Annotated in this window: 17 protein-coding genes; 6 read left to right on the forward strand and 11 right to left on the reverse strand. The window is 61.7% G+C overall.

Going from position 1 to position 17,908, the window contains the following annotated elements; genetic code table 11:
- Positions 1 to 57 precede the first annotated feature (57 nt).
- The 3 genes from hemH to KCG45_RS02915 all read right to left on the reverse strand — a co-directional run bounded on the left by hemH (position 58) and on the right by KCG45_RS02915 (position 4,438).
- Positions 58 to 1,092, reverse strand: a complete 1,035-nt coding sequence (hemH, locus tag KCG45_RS02905) for a ferrochelatase (protein WP_218315615.1) — start codon at positions 1,090 to 1,092, stop codon at positions 58 to 60.
- A 79-nt stretch (positions 1,093 to 1,171) separates the two neighbouring features.
- The gene (locus KCG45_RS02910) at positions 1,172 to 3,445 is read right to left on the reverse strand and encodes a molybdopterin cofactor-binding domain-containing protein (RefSeq protein ID WP_218315616.1); all 2,274 of its coding nucleotides are present in this window, start codon (positions 3,443 to 3,445) and stop codon (positions 1,172 to 1,174) included.
- Between the two features lie 3 nt (positions 3,446 to 3,448).
- Positions 3,449 to 4,438, reverse strand: coding sequence for an Mrp/NBP35 family ATP-binding protein (locus KCG45_RS02915; RefSeq protein WP_218315617.1), 990 nt, complete (start codon positions 4,436 to 4,438; stop codon positions 3,449 to 3,451).
- A 132-nt stretch (positions 4,439 to 4,570) separates the two neighbouring features.
- Between KCG45_RS02915 and hflK the strand changes: the two genes are divergently transcribed.
- From hflK to KCG45_RS02930, 3 genes are all read left to right on the forward strand, one after another.
- Complete coding sequence (gene hflK, locus KCG45_RS02920) at positions 4,571 to 5,704, forward strand: protease modulator HflK (RefSeq protein WP_218315618.1); 1,134 nt, start codon at positions 4,571 to 4,573, stop codon at positions 5,702 to 5,704.
- A 2-nt stretch (positions 5,705 to 5,706) separates the two neighbouring features.
- Positions 5,707 to 6,543, forward strand: coding sequence for a protease modulator HflC (hflC, locus tag KCG45_RS02925; protein WP_218315619.1), 837 nt, complete (start codon positions 5,707 to 5,709; stop codon positions 6,541 to 6,543).
- A gap of 205 nt (positions 6,544 to 6,748) precedes the next feature.
- Positions 6,749 to 8,290, forward strand: a complete 1,542-nt coding sequence (locus KCG45_RS02930; RefSeq protein WP_369410715.1) for a Do family serine endopeptidase — start codon at positions 6,749 to 6,751, stop codon at positions 8,288 to 8,290.
- A gap of 88 nt (positions 8,291 to 8,378) precedes the next feature.
- Here the strand turns inward: KCG45_RS02930 and KCG45_RS02935 are convergent, their stop codons facing one another.
- The 4 genes from KCG45_RS02935 to KCG45_RS02950 all read right to left on the reverse strand — a co-directional run bounded on the left by KCG45_RS02935 (position 8,379) and on the right by KCG45_RS02950 (position 12,385).
- Complete coding sequence (locus KCG45_RS02935) at positions 8,379 to 10,664, reverse strand: transglycosylase domain-containing protein (protein WP_218315620.1); 2,286 nt, start codon at positions 10,662 to 10,664, stop codon at positions 8,379 to 8,381.
- 115 nt (positions 10,665 to 10,779) lie between these two features.
- A complete protein-coding gene (gene msrB, locus KCG45_RS02940) occupies positions 10,780 to 11,184 on the reverse strand; it encodes a peptide-methionine (R)-S-oxide reductase MsrB (protein WP_218315621.1) in 405 nt (134 codons plus the stop codon).
- Positions 11,185 to 11,235: 51 nt separating this feature from the next.
- A complete protein-coding gene (locus KCG45_RS02945) occupies positions 11,236 to 11,907 on the reverse strand; it encodes a glutathione S-transferase family protein (protein WP_218315622.1) in 672 nt (223 codons plus the stop codon).
- Between the two features lie 67 nt (positions 11,908 to 11,974).
- On the reverse strand, positions 11,975 to 12,385 hold the full coding sequence (locus tag KCG45_RS02950) for a hypothetical protein (protein WP_218315623.1): 411 nt from the start codon (positions 12,383 to 12,385) through the stop codon (positions 11,975 to 11,977).
- 113 nt (positions 12,386 to 12,498) lie between these two features.
- Between KCG45_RS02950 and KCG45_RS02955 the strand changes: the two genes are divergently transcribed.
- A complete protein-coding gene (locus tag KCG45_RS02955; RefSeq protein WP_218315624.1) occupies positions 12,499 to 12,888 on the forward strand; it encodes a VOC family protein in 390 nt (129 codons plus the stop codon).
- A 3-nt stretch (positions 12,889 to 12,891) separates the two neighbouring features.
- Here KCG45_RS02955 and metW read toward each other — a convergent pair whose 3' ends face one another.
- Together metW and metX are read right to left on the reverse strand one after the other, a co-directional pair.
- Entirely contained in the window at positions 12,892 to 13,479 is a 588-nt protein-coding gene (gene metW, locus KCG45_RS02960) for a methionine biosynthesis protein MetW (RefSeq protein WP_218315625.1), read from the reverse strand.
- Positions 13,476 to 14,588, reverse strand: a complete 1,113-nt coding sequence (gene metX, locus KCG45_RS02965) for a homoserine O-acetyltransferase MetX (RefSeq protein ID WP_218315626.1) — start codon at positions 14,586 to 14,588, stop codon at positions 13,476 to 13,478. The genes metW and metX overlap by 4 nt, the downstream gene beginning before the upstream one ends.
- An 83-nt stretch (positions 14,589 to 14,671) precedes the next feature.
- Between metX and hisC the strand changes: the two genes are divergently transcribed.
- Both hisC and KCG45_RS02975 read left to right on the forward strand, forming a co-directional pair.
- Positions 14,672 to 15,775: a histidinol-phosphate transaminase gene (gene hisC, locus KCG45_RS02970; protein WP_218315627.1), complete on the forward strand. Its 1,104-nt coding sequence runs from the start codon at positions 14,672 to 14,674 to the stop codon at positions 15,773 to 15,775.
- A complete protein-coding gene (locus KCG45_RS02975) occupies positions 15,772 to 16,677 on the forward strand; it encodes a prephenate/arogenate dehydrogenase family protein (RefSeq protein WP_218315628.1) in 906 nt (301 codons plus the stop codon). The genes hisC and KCG45_RS02975 overlap by 4 nt, the downstream gene beginning before the upstream one ends.
- A gap of 12 nt (positions 16,678 to 16,689) precedes the next feature.
- On the opposite strand, the gene KCG45_RS02980 is transcribed toward KCG45_RS02975, so the two are convergent.
- Positions 16,690 to 17,379 carry a lysophospholipid acyltransferase family protein gene (locus KCG45_RS02980; protein WP_218315629.1) on the reverse strand — a complete coding sequence of 230 codons (690 nt, stop codon included), beginning with the start codon at positions 17,377 to 17,379 and terminating at the stop codon, positions 16,690 to 16,692.
- Positions 17,376 to 17,906, reverse strand: coding sequence for a YdcF family protein (locus KCG45_RS02985; RefSeq protein WP_218316384.1), 531 nt, complete (start codon positions 17,904 to 17,906; stop codon positions 17,376 to 17,378). Before KCG45_RS02985 ends, KCG45_RS02980 begins: the two co-directional genes overlap by 4 nt.
- Positions 17,907 to 17,908 lie beyond the last annotated feature (2 nt).

The raw sequence follows: 17,908 nt of genomic DNA on the forward strand, positions 1-17,908 counted from the left end.
GGATTAACAACTAACTTCAATGTAAATAAGCCAGCCGCGCAAATCCAGCGGGAATGCTCAAATCCAGCCGGAAAGCTCCCGCCGGATCAGGCTGTCGATCATTTTGACGCCGCTCGCACTGACATTGAGACAGTCGAGAACAGCATATTCGCGCCCTCCCGCCTCAAGGAATTCGTCGCGGCCCTCGAGCGCAAGCTCTTCCAGTGTCTCCACGCAATCGGCGGCAAAACCGGGCGCGGCCACGACCAGCCGCTGCGTGCCTTTTTCGCCCTCGGCAATCAGAGTGGTGTCGGTCGCCGGCTCGAGCCACTGTGCCGGGCCGAAGCGGGACTGGAACGTCGTTTCGAAACGCAGACCTTCGAATTCGGGACGCATCATCAACCGTTCGCGCAGCAGCCGCGCGGTCTTGTGGCAGTGGCAATGATACGGATCGCCCTGCTCGAGCGTGCGCTGCGGCATCCCGTGGAAGGAGATCAACATGACCTCAGGCCGGAATGTCAGTGCGCCCACCTGCCGCGTCAGATCATCGGACAAGGCATCAAGATAAGCCGGATCGTCGTGGTAAGGCGGGACGAAGCGCAGCGCTGGCTGCCATCGCATCTGGCCGAGCACGCGCGCGACTTCGTCGAATACCGTGGCGGTCGTCGCCGCGCAGTATTGCGGGTACATCGGCGCGATCAGGATGCGATCGCAGCCCTTTTCGGTGAGTTCGCCAAGCCGCTGCTCGATCGAGGGCGAACCGTATCGCATCGCGTAATCGACCACCACATTCTCACCGAGATCTTCGGCGATCGCTTCGGCCTGACGCGCAGTGATATCGGCGAGCGGGGATCCGCGATCGGTCCATATCTTGGCATAGGCCTGCGCGCTCCTTTGCGGACGCGTGTTGAGAATGATGCCCCGCAGTATCGGTTGCCATGCGAGTTTCGGGATCTCGATCACGCGCGGATCGGACAGGAATTGTTTCAGATAGCGCTTGACCGAAACCGGGTCGGGGCCGTCCGGCGTCCCCAGATTGACCAGCAGCACGCCGATCGACCCGCTTTTCACAGACGGGTGGTCATTGGGGAGGCGCTGCTTTTGCCAGGTCATGGTGTTGGTAACGCCCGGTGGGCGATCTATATCCTTCGCTCGGTATCGTCGAACCTGGGGCGGCAGCCTCCGATCCGGATTATATGCCACCCGAAAGTAGGGGCAGGCGGCGCAGTCTCAAGCCTGTCGCAGAAAACAGAGCATTTGCAATCGCCGGAGGGGCGATGACCGTGCCGAGTTCGCCGGGATCTGTGGGCGCGGCGGTGCTGGGCATGAAGTCGGTCTCGATTTCCGGACAATCTTCAAGCGTGGGCAGCCGAAGATCGGCGTATTCGTAACTTTCCGGCAGCCCTGCGCGGAATTTGATAGTGTTGCCAAGCGCAATGCCGATGCCGAAGATCAGCCCGCCTTCGATTTGCTGCCGCGCGATGTCTCGATTGACGATGCGGCCGATATCGACCGCGGCGCTCAGCCGCGTGACACGGACCCCGCCTTCGCCCTGCCGCGCCGTGGCAACGCACGCGATCCGCCCGCCTGTTTCGGCGTCTCCGATCCGGTAGCACGCAATACCCTGTCCGCTTTGATCGCGCCCACCATCCCATTCAGCCATCTGAGCCGCACGTTGCAGACAGGCCGCCAGCCGCACATCGTCGCCCAGCATCGTCATCCTGTATGACAACGGTTCGCGGCCGTTTTCCTGCACGATCTCGTCGACGAAGCTCTCGATCGCAAAAGCCGTGTAGCTGTGCGAATTGCCCCGGACCCGGCCAACCGGCAGTCCGATTTCGACAGGAATGTGATCCACGACCACACTCGGCAAACGATAGACCGGGATTGCTCCTTCGCATGCGAGCGGATCTTTCTTTCCTTCGCTCTCACGGATCGCCGCCGACGAAGTCCTGTTTCTGAAGAAGCGCTCGCCGAATTCATGGGCGGCAGGCGGGCAGGCGATCCGGATCCGCAGCGCATCGACAGAAGCTGTGCCCGATTGCGACAGCTGCGCGCCGATCAGCGTGTAGGCGGGCGTCCGCGGTCTGCCCCGGATCATCTCGTCTCGGCGCGGCCATGTCAGCTGGACCGGACGGCCCAACTCCTTTGCAATGACAGCGATTTCGATGGCGTGGTCGTGCTCCAGCCGGGCGTCGAAGCTTCCGCCGGCGGGCATGGGATAAAGTGCCACGTCCTCGGCGCGTAGGCCAACCGCCTTCGCGGCCGCCTTGCGCGCCTGCTCCGGGGCCTGGCTGGCGATCCACAGCTCGAGACGTCCATCACTATACCGCGCAGCCGCGCTCGCTGTTTCAAGTGGAGCAGCAGGGGCGGGATCGACATCGTAGCGCCGGGCCATGTCGACGCGGGTCATGGCCTCTTCGCCGGAACCGGTCTCGGCGATCCGAAACGAAGCGCCGCCATCGACCGTCGTGTCAAGCCGGCCGGCGATCTCCGCACTGTCGACCGGAAATGCGGCGCGGAATTGCGGTTTCATGGCGATGATCGCCTTTTCGGCGGTCCACCATGTATTGGCGGCAGCCGCGATCCAGCTTCGCGATTTCACGGCACCTACGACACCGGCGATCCGTCCTGCGGCTTCCTCATCGAAGCCTGTCAGCTCCGCACCATCATTGGGGCCATGGCGAATGGCGGCAAAGACCATTCCGGGCAGCCGCACGTCGCTGGCGAACTGATAGCTGCCATCGACTTTGGAGGGCAGATCGATCCTAGGGTAGAAAGGCGGCGCGTCTGCGATTTCCGGTGTGTCTTCCGAACGTGGCAATTCGGGGCGAAGAGGCGCGGGATCGGGCACATCCCTTTCCGCAGCAGCGGCAGCCAGTTCGCCGAAGGTCGCACGGTTTTCGCCTTGCGAGACGATGCCGCCGGAAACCTGGCACTCTTCCCACGATACGTCCCATCTGTCCGCTGCTTCTTGCGCCAGCATCGCGCGCGCTGCTGCGGCAGCTTCGCGGCACAGACCTTCGAATGCCTCGATAGAAGTCCCGCCAGCGGTGGCATTGAAACGCGTTTCGTGGGCAAACCGTTCGGCGATGATGGTGTCGGTCGTCTCGCTTATGCCTCCCGCGAGTGGATCCCATAAAGGCATCCACTGCTTAGCAAGGGGGATGTTGGCATAGGCCGCCGAGATCGGTGCGGGCTCGACAGCGATCTGCCGCCAGTCGGCGCCGAGCTCCTGTGCGACAATCTGCGGTAACAAGGTCGTGATGCCTTGCCCCATTTCCAGCTGCGGAACTGCGACGGTGACGACGCCGTCTTCCGCGATCTTGAGCCACGCGCCGTAAACATGCTCTCCACTCGCCGGTTCGAGCGGATCGGGATAGGTGCGCGGGAGCAGGTACCATGCGACCAGCAGGCCGCCGCCGACAGCCGACCCTGCAAGGATGCCCCGCCGCGAAACCTGCACCGCCTAAAATTCCTCGCCGCGCAGCCAGGCGGCCAATCGTTTGGCAATCGCATTGAAAGGCTCCGCGCTTTCGCCGTCAGATGCTGCGGGCGGTTTTCCTGCATCCCCGCTCTGGCGGATATCGAGCGTCAGCGGCACACGGCCCAGGAACGGGATTTCGAGCGCTTTTGCGAACTTTTCGACACCGCCGTGCCCGAACGGATCGCTGACCTCCCCGCAATGCGGGCATTCGTAACCGGCCATGTTTTCGACAAGGCCAATAATCGGAACCTCGCCCTGCTCGAACAATTGACCGGCCCGCGCCGCATCGATCAGTGCAAGATCCTGCGGAGTGGAAACCAGCACCGCGCCATCGGGCTTGCTGTCGGCCATCATGGATATCTGTACGTCACCAGTCCCCGGCGGCAAATCGATCAGCAGCAAGTCAGTGTCGCCCCAATCGGCGTCTACCAGCTGCCCGAGAGCCTTCCCTGCCATCGGGCCGCGCCATGCGAGCGCTTTGCCCGGTGCGACCAGATGTCCCATCGACAGCACCTTGACCCCGTGCGGGCTTTCGAGCGGGATCAGCTTGTCACCTTGCGCTTCGGGCTTCCGGTTTTCCGTCGCGAGCAATTTGGGCTGCGAGGGGCCATAGATATCGCCGTCGATCACGCCGACCTTGTGCCCGGACTTTGCCAGGGCGACCGCAATGTTGCTTGTCAAAGTAGATTTGCCGACGCCGCCTTTGCCAGATCCGATGGCGATGATCCGGATGCGCTTGCGATCTGCCGTAAGGGCGACGCGGACTTCCTCCACGCCCTCCAGATCGGCCAGCGCCTGCTTGTAAGCCACTTCGAGAACTTCGCGTTCTTGAGGCCGTAGATCACCCGCATCCGCAACGATGATGGCGCGCCCGTTTGCCAACCGCACCGATTGCACACGGCGCTCGATTTGCTCAGGCATCGCGGCTCGCAATCGCGCTTCTATCGCTGCTGGATTTTCGCCCTCATTCATGACGCGGAGCCTCTAACATCAAAATCGCTGAGCGAACCCCTGTTTTTCGCCAGATTGCATACCTATAAGGGTTGTATGCAGATTTTTGATCGTTTCAGAGCACGCTTTGGCACAGCCGCACAAGGTCTTGCCATGGCTGGAAAGAAAAACCCGTGGGGGAGTGACACGGGCGGCGCAAACCAGGGAGGCGGGGGCAGCGACGGTCCCAGTGGGGACAAACCCGGCGGCGAAGGCGGCTCAGACGGGCCGCGCAATCCGTGGCTTCCGGGCGGTGGCTCGGGGAGCGGGAAACGCCGCTCTGCAAGCATCGAGGACATTTTCAAGAATCGCGGCCCCGAAGGACCGCGCCGCGGTGGCGGCACTGGCGGACCCAGCTTTCGCCTTCCTGAAGGACCAGGCGGTCGCAGCCTCGTCCCCGTCATCATCGTCGGAATCGTGCTGATCGGCCTCTTTCTTTCGAGCACCCATCTGATCGAGCCGAAGGAAAAAGGCGTTGTAAAAACGCTTGGCAATTACAGCCGCACACTGGATTCGGGCCTTAATTTCACATGGCCATATCCGATCGAAACCGTCGACATCGAAGACGTCGAGGGTGTCCGTGCAGTGAATATCCCGACCTCGGGAGAGCGTGCCAAGCTCATCCTCACCGGCGACCAGAATCTCGTCGATCTGAGCTATATCGTGCGTTGGCGCATCAACGATCTGGCGGACTTCAAATTCCAGCTTGCCGAACCGATCGAAACCGTCAGCGAAGTGGCGGAGGCTGCCATGCGCGCATCCGTGGCCGAAAAAACGCTCGATGAGACCTTCACCGGTGCCGGACGCGCAGAGATTCAGCAGTCGGTACGCGAGCGCATGCAAGCCACGCTCGATGCGTATCGCGCCGGCATCCAGGTGGTCGGTGTCGAAATCGCCAAGGCCGACCCGCCAAGCGAAGTGGTCGATGCTTTCCGCGACGTGTCGGTGGCAGAGCAGAATGCCGATGCGGCGCGCAACCAGGCGCGCGGCTATGCGCAGCAGACAATCGCAGGCGCAGAGGGTGAAGCCGAAGCGTTCGACAAAGTTTACGAACAGTACCGCCTCGCGCCGGGGGTAACCCGTCAGCGTCTCTATTACGAGACGATGGAGCGCGTTCTGGCGCAGACCGACAAGACCATAGTCGAGGCCGAAGGCGTGACACCGTATCTGCCGCTGCCTGAACTGCGCCGCCGCGCGCAGCCAGCGCAAATCACCGCGCAGCCAAACCAAACTCAGCAGGGGCAATAATCATGGAAGCTCTCTGGACCAATTATCGCTGGGCGGTCATTCTCGTCGCGCTCGCAGTCATAGGCTTCTTGATGAGCGCCTATGTCGTGAACGAAGAAGAGCAGATCGTTGTGGTGCGCACCGGTGAGCCTGTGCGCACGGTCAATACGCCGAGCGGACAGAGCGAAGCGGGATTGTATTTCCGCGTACCCATCATCGAATCTGTTCGCACGATCGAAAAGCGCGTGCTCGATCTCGAGATGACCGATGAAGAAGTCCTTTCGAACGATCAGCAGCGCCTGCTCGTCAACGCCTATGCGCGGTTCCGCATCGTCGATCCGATCCGCATGGTGGAACGCGCCGGCACGACAGAAGGTGTCCGCGTCGCGCTCGAGCCGATCCTCAACTCAGCGCTGCGCCAGGAGCTCGGGCGCCGGACTTTCGCCGCAATGCTGACGGCAGAGCGCGGAAGCGCGCTGGCCAATGTCCGCGAAAACCTCGACCGCGAGGCCCGCCAATACGGTGCCGAAGTGATCGATGTGCAGATCAAGCGTACCGACCTTCCCGAAGGACGCCCGCTTGAATCGGCATTCCAGCGAATGGAATCGGACCGCGAGCGCGAAGCCCGTACGATCCGGGCGCAGGGCACGCGCGACGCGCGGATCATCCGCGCCGAAGCCGACGCCGAAGCCGCCCGGATATACGCTGAGGCTTTCGGCAAGGACGGGAATTTCTACGATTTTTACCGCGCCATGCAGAGCTACGAACAGAGCTTTGCCAGAGGCGAAGGACGCGGCGAGAGCTCGATTATCCTTTCTCCGGAAAACGAATATCTGCGTCAGTTCAGGGGGCAGCGCTAATTTCGGTGCGGCGGATCGCGCGCTCGACGTAACTTTATTGCGGCGTCCGACGAACCGTTGACATGGGACTACCGGCTACAGCCGTGTTCAATCGCGGTTAAGTGCGTCCAGGCGCATTGTGGACACGTAAGACTAGACAGGCCTGAGGCCGGGACACGCGGGAAAGTTCGCTCGTTACCGGTCCTGAAAAGAGGAAAAAGAGGACGTGAACAACGTGCGGTATGTTTATGGATTGACGAGCGCTCTTCTGGTTGGAGGCGCAGCGGTTTCGCTGATGACCGGACAACCCGCTGGCGCGCAGGTGGCACAAAACGATTCCAGCGTGATGAGAAATGTCGTGCCGCAAGCCGGTGCGCCTGCCAGCTTCGCCGACCTGACGGCGCAGCTTCAGCCAGCGGTCGTGAACATCGCCACCCGCCAGCGGGTCGAAGTGACCCGCAATCCCTTTGCCGGGACGCCCTTTGCCGAATTGTTTAATCGACGCCGGGGACAGGCACAGCAGCAACAGCAGCCCCAGACCCGTGAAGCCCAGTCGCTGGGCAGCGGCTTTATCATTTCCGCTGACGGATTCGTCGTGACCAACAACCACGTCGTGGCACCGAACAATCGCGCGACACTGGAAGAGATCACCGTCACCTTCCCCGACGGTACGGAATACGAAGCCGAGCTCGTCGGCGCCGATGCCGCATCCGATCTGGCGGTGCTGAAGATCAATGCCGACCGAACCTTTCCGTTCGTTCGCTTCGGCGATTCCGCGCAAACGCGTGTTGGCGAATGGGTGGTCGCAATCGGCAACCCATTCGGCCTCGGCGGCACGGTCACCAGCGGCATCGTCTCTGCGGTTTATCGCAATACCGGACAGGGCGGCGCGTATGACCGTTACATCCAGACCGATGCGAGCATCAATCGCGGCAATTCGGGCGGCCCGCTGTTCGACATGCAGGGCAATGTAATCGGCATCAACAATGCGATCTTCTCGCCATCGGGCGGCAGCGTCGGCATCGGCTTTGCCATCCCTGCGGAAATCGCGGCTCCAATCGTCGACCAGCTCAAGGAAGGGCTGGAGATCGAGCGCGGGTTCCTGGGTGTCGGTCTCGAGCCGATCAGCGATGACTTTGCCGACTCGCTCGGCCTTCCGCGCAATCGCGGCGAGATCATCCAGAACGTCCAGGATGATAGCGCCGCCGATCTCGCGGGCCTCCGCCCGGGCGATATTGTGACCGCCATCGACGGCAATGAAGTCACTTCGCAACAGACGGTTTCTTTCCTCGTCGCCAATCTGGAACCGGGTGCCAGCATCCCGATTTCCGTCCTGCGCGATGGCCGCGAATTGACGGTCAACGCGACTTTGGGTCGCCGGCCCACCGAACAGGAAATCCAGGAGCGCCAGCAGACCTTCGATCCCGAATCCGAGGAGCCAATGGCACCTGAGGATATGGATACCGAAATTGCCGAGAAGCTTGGGTTGCAGGTGCTAGCCATTACGCCGCAGATCGCGCGCTCCCTGGGCGTGGAAGAGGACACTGTCGGGCTGGTGATCGGCCAGGTCGATCAGAATTCGGATGCCGGACGCAAGGGGCTTCGCCGCGGCGACATCATCTTGTCCGCGCAATATAACGGCGTTGCGACAGTCGATGACCTGCGCGCTGCTATCGCCTCTGCGGAGAGCGAAGGACGCGATGCGGTACTACTGCGGGTCCAGCGCCGCGGCCAGCCGCCACGCTTCCTGCCTATTCGTCTGCGATAATATAATCGCCCGCTGAGCGGGAGCGATCTGTTTTAACCGGATAAGGGGCGCTGCGATGCGATGTTGCGGTGCCCCTTATCGTTTGCACTCAGTCGGACGATGCGCGTTCTTCGGCGGCTCGACGCGGTCTGATGATCCGCACCCCTTCCGAAACGGTGGCCGATGATCGCTGCTGCGGCGATGGGGAGCGTTCGCGATCCGGCTGCGCGGGTTCCGCATCGCCTCCGGGCAGTGCGCCGCCGGTGGCACGCTCAAGGAAATCCTCGCTCACCGCTGGCGGCGGATCGATCGTGGGAGTCTCGATTTCACCCTGGTCCAACCGAGGGTCGCGCAGTTCGCCATCGACGCCGAACGGATTGTTCGACGGGTCGCGCTGGCCCGGCTCGATAAGATTGCCGTCCTCGTCGATGAAGTAATAGTCGTCGGGATCGCCAAACAAATATTCATCATCCGGCTCCAACCGCCATTCAGGCAGGTTCAAATCGGTGTCGAACTGCTCGACTGCCCGGTCTTTTACCGCATATCGCATATAGGCAGCGAACGCGCGCGCCGGAGCCCGCCCACCTTGCAGCCCTGAAACGGGCTGCGCATCGTCCCGGCCCATCCAGACGCCGGTGGTAATTCCAGAAGAAAAGCCGACAAACCAGCCATCCTTGTTCGAACTGGTCGTACCGGTCTTGCCCGCCACGGGCCTTCCGATTTGCGCTGCTCGTCCCGTGCCGGTCTGGACCGCCGATTGCAGGAGGTCTGTGATGCCCGCCACGACATAGTCGGCGACGATGATGTTCGTGCGCGGCTTTTCACGTTCGTAAATCAACTCTCCGTCAGCGGTCGCCACCTTGGTTATGCCATAGGGTTCGATGCCTTCTCCCCTCGCGGAAACAGTCGCGAATGCGCGGGTCATTTCGATCAGGCGAACCTCCGACGACCCCAGCACCATCGACGGGAAGGTGGATACCGGCGAACTCACGCCAAATCGGCGAGCCATCGACGCGACGGTGCCGAAACCGACTTCGTTGCCCAGCTGGGCGGCAATAGTGTTAATCGAATAGGCAAAGGCCGAACGCAGGTTGGTCTCACCGACATTGCGCCCATTGGAATTGCGCGGGCTCCAGCCGTCGATCGTCACCGGCGTATCGACCACCCGGTCATCCGGGGTGTAGCCGGCCTCCAGCGCAGCGAGATAGACGAACAGCTTCCACGATGATCCCGGCTGCCGCATTGCAGCGGTCGCCCGGTTGAAGTTCGTCTCGACGTAATCGGTACCGCCCACGAGAGCCAGGATCGCGCCGTCCCGATCCATGCTTACCATCGCCCCTTGGGCGCCATCCGGGGTATTGGATTCGATCGAGGCCGTTGCTGCCCGCTGCATCCCCACATCCAGGGTGGTCCACACCTCGATTGGTGCAAAGGTTTCGGGAAGCAGGATGTCGAGCTGCGGCAGCGCCCAGTCGGTGAAGTAGCGCACGGAGTTCTGGCCGGATTGCTGTTTCAGCTCCACCGTATCGACATTGACCGACGCTTGGCGCGCGGTGATGTATCCCTGTTCCTGCATCAGCCGCAGGACCGTTCGCGCGCGCGCGACGGCAGCATCGACGTTGGCAGTGGGCGAATATCGGCTCGGGGCCTTGACCAGGCCTGCGATGATCGAGGCCTCGGCCACGCTCAGGTCGGTCGCCGGGTGGCTGAAGAATGTGCGGCTCGCGCTGTCGACACCGTACGCTCCGCCGCCGAAATACACCTTGTTGAGGTAGAGTTCGAGGATCTGCTCCTTCGAGAACTTCCATTCCAGCGCCATGGCAAGCACGGCCTCGCGCGCCTTGCGGTCGAACGTGCGGTTCGAATTCAAGAAGATATTGCGCGCGAGCTGCTGACTGATGGTGGAGGTGCCGCCGATCCGGTCATCGCCTGTAAAACCTTCGACGATCGCTCCGGTAAGCCGGTATGGATCGATCCCGAAATGCGAATAATATCGCTTGTCCTCAACCGCGATCATCGCGTTTTTCATGTTCGACGGAATTTCGTCGAAGTCGAGCCACTCGCCAAAGCTCGGGCCGAGTTCGACGATTTCGCTCCCGTCGCGTGCCCTGACGAGGATCGTTTGCGCGTTCTGCGTCGATTTCAGCTGATAAAAGCTGGGAATGGAGCGCGCCGCAAAACCCACAGCGAACGCGAGGAAGATCGCGCCGAGAACAGCAGCGGCGCCTCCCCACAAGACGGCCCGCTTCGTCCAGCGCCAGAACCAGGATTGCTCACCAGCCTTGCGGCTGCTTTTGCGCTTTTTTGCAGGCGATCCCGACGACGCGCGCTCGGCTGCCGCACGGCGGGAGCCGCGCTTGCCCTTGTTCTGCAATCGGTCACCCCGTTTCGACATGCTGAATTATCTGTCCATGCAATGAAAACCGCCTTGCCCGCTTTGCTTAGGCAAGTTGTAACCGCCCGTGAACACCGTCCGCCCAGTTAAACCCCGGTTTCAGGACAGTCCGGCTTCAATCATCCTTGTCGAAATTGAGCGCAGCAGAGTTAATGCAATAGCGCATGCCGCCCTCGGCGGGCGGGCCGTCGGGGAACACATGGCCGAGGTGCCCGCCACATTTGGCGCAGAGAACCTCCGTGCGGATCATCCCGAACGAAACGTCGCGTTTCTCCTCGACCGTTTCGTCCTCGGCAGGTTTCGTGAAGGCAGGCCAGCCGCATCCGCTGTTGTATTTGGCATTACTTTCGAAAAGGACGGTGCCACATCCGGCGCAGGTGTATTCGCCTTCTTCGTAATGCTTGTCGTACTCGCCGGTGAATGCGCGCTCCGTCCCGGCTTCTCGCAGGACACGATACTGCTCGGGCGTCAGCTTTTCGCGCCATTCGGCATCGGTCAGGGCTTTTGGATCATCACTCATATCGTTCTCCATCGCACCCTTAAATGGTGCGGCGGATTGGTGGTTCCAACCCTAGCCATCGACCAGCGCATAATGCGCCGGCGGCTTGATGACGTCCATGCGCTCGGTCAGCAGCGGGCGGAAGCTCGGGCGGCTCTTGAAAACCGCGTACCAGCCCCGCGTTTGCTCGTGTCCGGTCCAATCGATCCCGCCAAGATAGTCGGCAACGCTGATCTGCGCGGCTGCGGCAAGGTCTGCCATGCTCATCGTCGACCCGGCGAGCCATGGGCGGTTGTCAATGAGCCAGTCCATGTAGTCGAGATGACCGTGCGCCATCTTCATCGCCTCGCGCAATGCGCGGCTATCGGGCGGCTGGCGCAGGACGATCCGCTTTTTCATGCGCTCGGACAACAGCGGCGCGGTGACGTCGGTGTAGAAATTCTCGTCGAACAATGCGGTCAGCCGCCGGATTTCGGCGCGACCTGTCGCAGTGCCGTTGATCATTGGCGCGCGGTCAACGGTCTCTTCGAGATATTCACCGATCGCGCGGCTGTCTGCGATGACCACTCCTTTGTCATCGTTCACGAGAACTGGCGTGCGGCCTGCGGGATTGAGGTTGAAGAAAAAATCCGAAGCCGTCCACGGATCCTCGCGCACCAATTCATAGGCAATGTTCTTCTCGCCCATCAGCAATCTGATCTTGCGGCTGAATGGGCAAAGGGGGAATTGGTAGAGCTTCCACATTACGGTTAACCCAATGCATGAAAACGCAGCGGAAATCCATCGCCGTGCAGTGGGGCGGGAGAAGTTTTCAGACGCCCGATGCTTCCAGCATGACAAGGCAGGCCGGCATGACCGCCTTGATCTCGCCATCGTCCCACAATTGCTGGGCTTCGGCGCTGACCAATTGCGAGATGCCATCGCGGTCTAGCCCGGTTTCATCCATCAGCTGAGCCAGCGAGCGGACGAAGAATTCGCGCCCTCGCGCATCGAGCTTGGGCCATTTGAGCGCGGCTTCGTTGCCGATCGATTGACCGTGCGAAACAACCGCGAATGCGGCGGAGCATCTCAGCAGCGCCTTGCTGTCCTGGGAAAGGCTGGGGCTGCCCTGGGAAAGGCTGGGGCTGTCCTGGGAAAGCCTGGGCGCGGCCGCCGAAGCTGCGGGCGATGAATGTTGAATGCTGACGGCGAGGAGCGCTGCGCCAAGAACGTGAGTGAGCATGGTGCAGGTCCTATCACAGCGAAAGTGAACGGCCCACTACCGATCACCGCCCTTGCCGCAAAGGTACACCTCGCTTACGCAGGCGCTTCATTCAAACGAGGAGAAACCCGCCCATGATTAGCCACGTGATGATCGGCAGCAACAACATCGAACGCTCCAAAGCTTTCTATAACGCCGTTCTCGGTGTACTCGGCGCAGGCGAACCGATGGTGCATGTGAACGATACCGGGCACACCCGGCTGTTCTACATGCACGGCGGCCACACCTTTTCGATCAGCGAGCCGATCAATGGCGAAGAGGCGAACTGCGCAAATGGTTTTACCATCGGTTTCCAGTGCGACAGTCTTGAGCAGGTCACGAAGCTTCACGACGTGGCTATCGCCAATGGCGGGACGAGCGTGGAAGATCCTCCCGGTCCGCGTGAGAGCACGATGGGTACGATGAATCTGTGCTACTTCCTCGACCCCGACGGCCACAAGGTGTGCGGCATCAACCGCGGCTAGGTTCTAGCGCGACAATTGAAAAACGGCGAATTCGGCGCGCAAGTTTGCAGCTAGCGCGCCGATTTCGTTTTCATGCGCGAAATACCAAGCGCATTCGATACGGGCCCCCTTCGCGCGGGCCAGTTCGCGAAAATCGTCGATCGTGACGTGGTGGATGTTGGTCGTTTCGAACCAGCTCACCGGGAGTGCCCGCGTCACCGGCATCCGGCCGCCGAACATCAGCGCGGCGCGGGTGCGCCAATGCGCAAAGTTCGGAAAGCTGACGAACGCCTTCTCGCCCACACGGAGCAGCTCATCGAGGATCAGGTCGGGCCGCGTTGCAGTCTGCAGGGTCTGGCTGAGGATCGCGTAATCGAACGCCTTGTCCGGATAGTTCGCAAGGTCGGTGTTCGCATCGCCCTGTACCACCGAAAGCCCGCGAGCGACGCAGCGTTCCACCAGCGCTGCATCGAGTTCCATGCCGCGCGCATCGACATCGCTCACGCGTTCGAGCTCCGCCATTAGCGCGCCGTCGCCGCAGCCGATATCAAGCACCCGCGTACCGGGCGTGACATGCGCCGCGATGGCAGCAAGGTCTGGGCGCAGGCTCATTCAATGAAGCCCTGAACAACGCGGTCAAGCTGCTCGTGTTCAAGCAGGAAGCTATCATGTCCGTTGGGCGCGCTCAGCTCGACGAAGCTGACCTTTGCCCCGGCGGCATTGAGTGCATGGACGATGTGGCGGCTTTCTGCTGTCGGATAGAGCCAGTCCGTATCGAAACTGACGAGACAGAACCGCGCGCTCGTTCCGTGGAAGGCGTTCGCGAGCTTCCCGCCATGCTCCTCTGCCAGATCGAAATAATCCATCGCCCGGGTGATATAGAGATAGGAATTGGCATCGAAGCGCTGCGTGAAGCCGCTGCCCTGATATCTCAGGTAACTCTCGACCTGGAAATCGGCATCGAAGCCGAAGCTCTTTGCACCCCTCGTCCCGTCGGGCCGGTCCTGCAGCCGCCGACCGAATTTCTCGGTCAGTCCTTCCTCGGACAGATACGTGATGTGCGCCGCCATGCGCGCGACGGCAAGACCGTTGTCGGGCGATGCCCGGGTCGAATAATAATCACCATCGGCCCACGCGGGATCGGCCATGATCGCCTGCCGCCCGACCTCGTGGAACGCGATATTCTGCGCTGAATGTCTTGCAGTCGATGCGATGACGAGCACCCGCTTGGCGCGGCTCGGCCAATTGGCAGCCAGGCTCAACGCCTGCATCCCGCCCATCGAACCGCCGACAACCGCGTGCAGTTTTTCAATGCCCAGTCCATCGAGCAATGCGACCAATCCGCGCACCATGTCGCGGATGGTAATGACCGGAAACCGCATCGCGTAAGCCGTGCCATCGGCAGCCTCGCTTGCCGGACCGGTCGAGCCCATGCAGCTGCCGATCACGTTGGCGCAAATCACGTGATGGCGGTTCGTGTCGATCGGCTTACCCGGTCCAACCATGCGTTCCCACCAACCGGACTTGCCCGTTATCGGATGCTCGCTCGCGACGTATTGATCGCCCGTCAGCGCGTGGCAAATGAGAATGGCGTTCGACCTGTCCGCCGCAAGGTCGCCGTAGGTTTCGTAAGCGATCTGCGCCCCCGAAAGGACCTGCCCGCTGTCGAGTGGCAGGTCGTCCGGGATTGCGTATATGTTCGAGGCAGCACCGCTATTCATTGGCCGTGCGAATTGGGCGAGAGGTCGGTCTGTGTCAATTACACTGTTCTAATCCGGGTGAAGCGGTTATCGCCGCGGCCCTCATGTCGACACTTCCCACGCCCAAACCCTGGATCCTCGGAATACACGCCTACGTGCCGGGCAAGTCCACCGCGAGCGACGGCCGCGCGCTGGTCAAGCTATCGGCGAACGAGAACCCGCTCGGGACCAGCCCGGCTGCGCTTGAGGCGCTCGCGAGAGCTCGGACCGAAGCGGCAACCTATCCCGACCCTGCCTCGGCTGCGCTGCGCGAAAGGATCGCCGAGCTCTACAGTCTAGATGCGGACCGGATCGTCTGCGGCACGGGATCGGACGAACTGCTGAACCTCGCCGCGCAGGGGTTCGCCGGTCAGGGTGACGAGGTGCTGTTCAGCCGCCATTCGTTCTCGGTCTACGATATCGCGGCCAGGCGCTGCGGGGCGACGCCCGTAGAAGCCACCGACCGGGAATTCGCAGCCGATGTCGATGCGCTTCTCGGTGCGGTCACGGATCGGACAAGGGTGGTGTTCCTGGCCAACCCCAACAACCCGACCGGCACCTGGATTGCGCCCGAGGCGGTTCGGCGTCTGCACGCGGGTCTACCGACAGATGTATTGCTGGTGATCGACGAGGCGTATTGCGAGTATCTGGACCCGGCGATGCAACAGGTCGGTTTCGAGCTCGCTGCCGCCAACGAGAATGTTCTCGTGACGCGCACGTTCTCGAAGATTTACGGCCTCGCTGCAGAGCGTGTTGGCTGGGCGACCGGCGCGCCCCGTCTAATCGAAACACTGAACCGCATTCGCGGGCCTTTCAACGTGACTGCAAGCGGCCAGAAAGCGGCGCTGGCCGCACTGGGTGACCAAGCTTTCGTCGAGCGCAGCCGCGCGCACAACCGCGCGGAAAGATCGCGCCTAAAAGACGCGGTCGCTGCGCTCGGCAATCACGGGCTTTCATCGGTGCCGAGCGAGGCGAATTTCCTGCTCGTCGAATTCAAGGGTGAGGTGTCTGCCGAAACCGCCCTGCAAGCCATTGCAGACGCAGGTTACGCTGTAAGGCACCTGCCCGAACCCGGTCTCAACCACGCGCTCAGGATCACCATCGGGAAAAGCGACGACATGGACCGCGTGATTGCGGTTCTTCGCGAGCTGTGCGGAGAACCTGCGTGATCCGCAAAGTCGCCATTATCGGACTCGGTCTGCTCGGCGGTTCGATTGGTCTCGCCATTCGGGAACATGCTGCTGGCATAAGCACGGCAGGATACGATTCCGACGCAGGCGTCCGCGATGCGGCGAAGGCGCGCGGCCTTGTGGCCAATGTGTGCGAGACCGCCGATGAAGCTGTGCGCGCGGCCGATTTGGTCATTCTCTGCGTACCGGTCGGCGCGATGGAGGAGGCCGCCCGATCCTTCGCCGATGCTCTTCCAGGCGGTGCGATCGTAAGCGATGTCGGTTCGTCGAAGCAGAGCGTCGGCAATGCATTGGCCGCCGCTCTTCCCGGGCGTACAATCATCCCTGCCCACCCGGTTGCGGGCACCGAGCAGAGTGGGCCGGAAGCAGGGTTTTCCAGCCTCTTCACCAACCGTTGGTGTATCCTCACGCCGGGCGCTGACGCCGATCCCCATGCGGTCGAGGCAGTCAGCGCGTTCTGGACAAAACTCGGCGCGAATGTCGAAATCATGGATGCCGAGCATCACGACCTCGTACTGGCCGTGACGAGCCACATCCCGCACCTCATTGCTTTCACGATCGTCGGGACAGCCAGCGATCTGGAAGAGGTAACGCGCAGCGAGGTCATCAAGTATTCTGCCGGCGGCTTCCGCGACTTCACCCGCATCGCCGCATCCGATCCGGTGATGTGGCGCGATGTCTTCCTGTCAAACAAATCCGCCGTGCTGGAAATGCTCGGGCGGTTCAGCGAAGACCTGACGGCGCTGCAACGCGCCATCCGCTCTGGCGATGGTGATACACTGCACGACCTTTTCAGCCGGACCCGCGCAATCCGCCGGCAGGTAATCGAAGAGGGGCAGGATGACGACCGCCCAGATTTCGGGCGCGAGGACCATAGCTGAGGCGAAAGAGCGCTAATTCAGTGCGTTGATTGCCGTATGCACGCGCTCTTCGATTTCGCCGCGTGACAGCCCCGAAGGTATGGTTTCGCCGACGCGGTAGGTGATTGTGCCCGGCCGCTTGTCGAAGCGGTGATAGAGCGGCCCACTGTTCACGGCGATCGGCACGACCGGCAGACCAAGCAATTTGTAAATCCCCGCAAAGCCCGATTGGAGCGGCGGTTTCTCGCCGTGAGGCACGCGTGTACCTTCGGGAAAAATCACCAGCGGACGCCCTTCGCTGACGCGCTGGCGTGCATTGGCAATCATTTGCCGGAGGGAACGCGCCCCGCCATCGCGTGCTACGGGCACGAGGCCATAAACCTTCGCGGAATACCCCCAACCGGGGATCATGAAGAGCTCGCGCTTGGCGAACACAGTGGGGAAGCTGAACAGGCGCGGCATGTCGATCGCTTCGAAAAAGCTTTCATGCTTGACCGCGATCAACACCGGCTCGTCGGGGATCTCGCCCTCTTGCCTGATCGTGATGCCAAGCAGACTGCAAACGCACCATCGATGCCACACGCCCCAAAGCGCCACGACGCCTTTCAGCCGCTCGCGTCCAAATGGGATCGCAAGGACGGACGCCACGACCAGGATCGCAGAGAACCCGTAGAACAGCGGGTAGAACAGCAGGCTGCGCAGGATTGCGAGAAGAGTTTTCAAAACCCGATAAGCCCGGCCACCCAGCTTGCGAGCAGCTTATGATATTCAAGGAAAAGACTGGCGAAGCTTGGCTCCGAGGGCACGGCATCGCGGACGACTTCGACGCTGGACGGCAATGCGCGCGACAATTCGCCCGCGGCGCGGCGCATGTGCCAGTCGGTCGTGACGAGCCTAAGCGTGCGCACTCCGTTATCCTCGACCCATTGCGCCGTTTCCGCTGCATTGCTGCGCGTATCGACGGCCGAAAATCCAAGGGTGATGCAGCACTCCAGCTGCCTTTCATCGACTTCGAACTCGGCCGCGAATTCGCCCGGCGTCACCTCACGGTCGACCCCGCTTACCAGCATGCGTTCGGCCAGCCCGTCATTGAGAACGGCAAGACCTTGGGCGATGCGGCCCTCCCCGCCGGTCGGAACGACCACAGCATCGGTCGCAATCCCGTCCGCAGGCTCGGGCAGCGCGAAAGCAAACCAGACGAAGCCCAGCGCCCACACCAAGACAACCGCAGAAATCGCTCTTCGAAACACCA

Source organism: Erythrobacter ani (assembly GCF_019204025.1).
Classification (GTDB): Bacteria; Pseudomonadota; Alphaproteobacteria; order Sphingomonadales; family Sphingomonadaceae; genus Erythrobacter; species Erythrobacter ani.

Coding starts and splice junctions, on each gene's coding strand:
- hemH (WP_218315615.1), bottom strand. CDS start 1,092: ATGACCTGGCAAAAGCAGCGCCTCCCCAATGACCACCCGTCTGTGAAA.
- KCG45_RS02915 (WP_218315617.1), bottom strand. CDS start 4,438: ATGAATGAGGGCGAAAATCCAGCAGCGATAGAAGCGCGATTGCGAGCC.
- hflK (WP_218315618.1), top strand. CDS start 4,571: ATGGCTGGAAAGAAAAACCCGTGGGGGAGTGACACGGGCGGCGCAAAC.
- hflC (WP_218315619.1), top strand. CDS start 5,707: ATGGAAGCTCTCTGGACCAATTATCGCTGGGCGGTCATTCTCGTCGCG.
- KCG45_RS02935 (WP_218315620.1), bottom strand. CDS start 10,664: ATGTCGAAACGGGGTGACCGATTGCAGAACAAGGGCAAGCGCGGCTCC.
- msrB (WP_218315621.1), bottom strand. CDS start 11,184: ATGAGTGATGATCCAAAAGCCCTGACCGATGCCGAATGGCGCGAAAAG.
- KCG45_RS02945 (WP_218315622.1), bottom strand. CDS start 11,907: ATGTGGAAGCTCTACCAATTCCCCCTTTGCCCATTCAGCCGCAAGATC.
- KCG45_RS02950 (WP_218315623.1), bottom strand. CDS start 12,385: ATGCTCACTCACGTTCTTGGCGCAGCGCTCCTCGCCGTCAGCATTCAA.
- KCG45_RS02955 (WP_218315624.1), top strand. CDS start 12,499: ATGATTAGCCACGTGATGATCGGCAGCAACAACATCGAACGCTCCAAA.
- metW (WP_218315625.1), bottom strand. CDS start 13,479: ATGAGCCTGCGCCCAGACCTTGCTGCCATCGCGGCGCATGTCACGCCC.
- metX (WP_218315626.1), bottom strand. CDS start 14,588: ATGAATAGCGGTGCTGCCTCGAACATATACGCAATCCCGGACGACCTG.
- hisC (WP_218315627.1), top strand. CDS start 14,672: ATGTCGACACTTCCCACGCCCAAACCCTGGATCCTCGGAATACACGCC.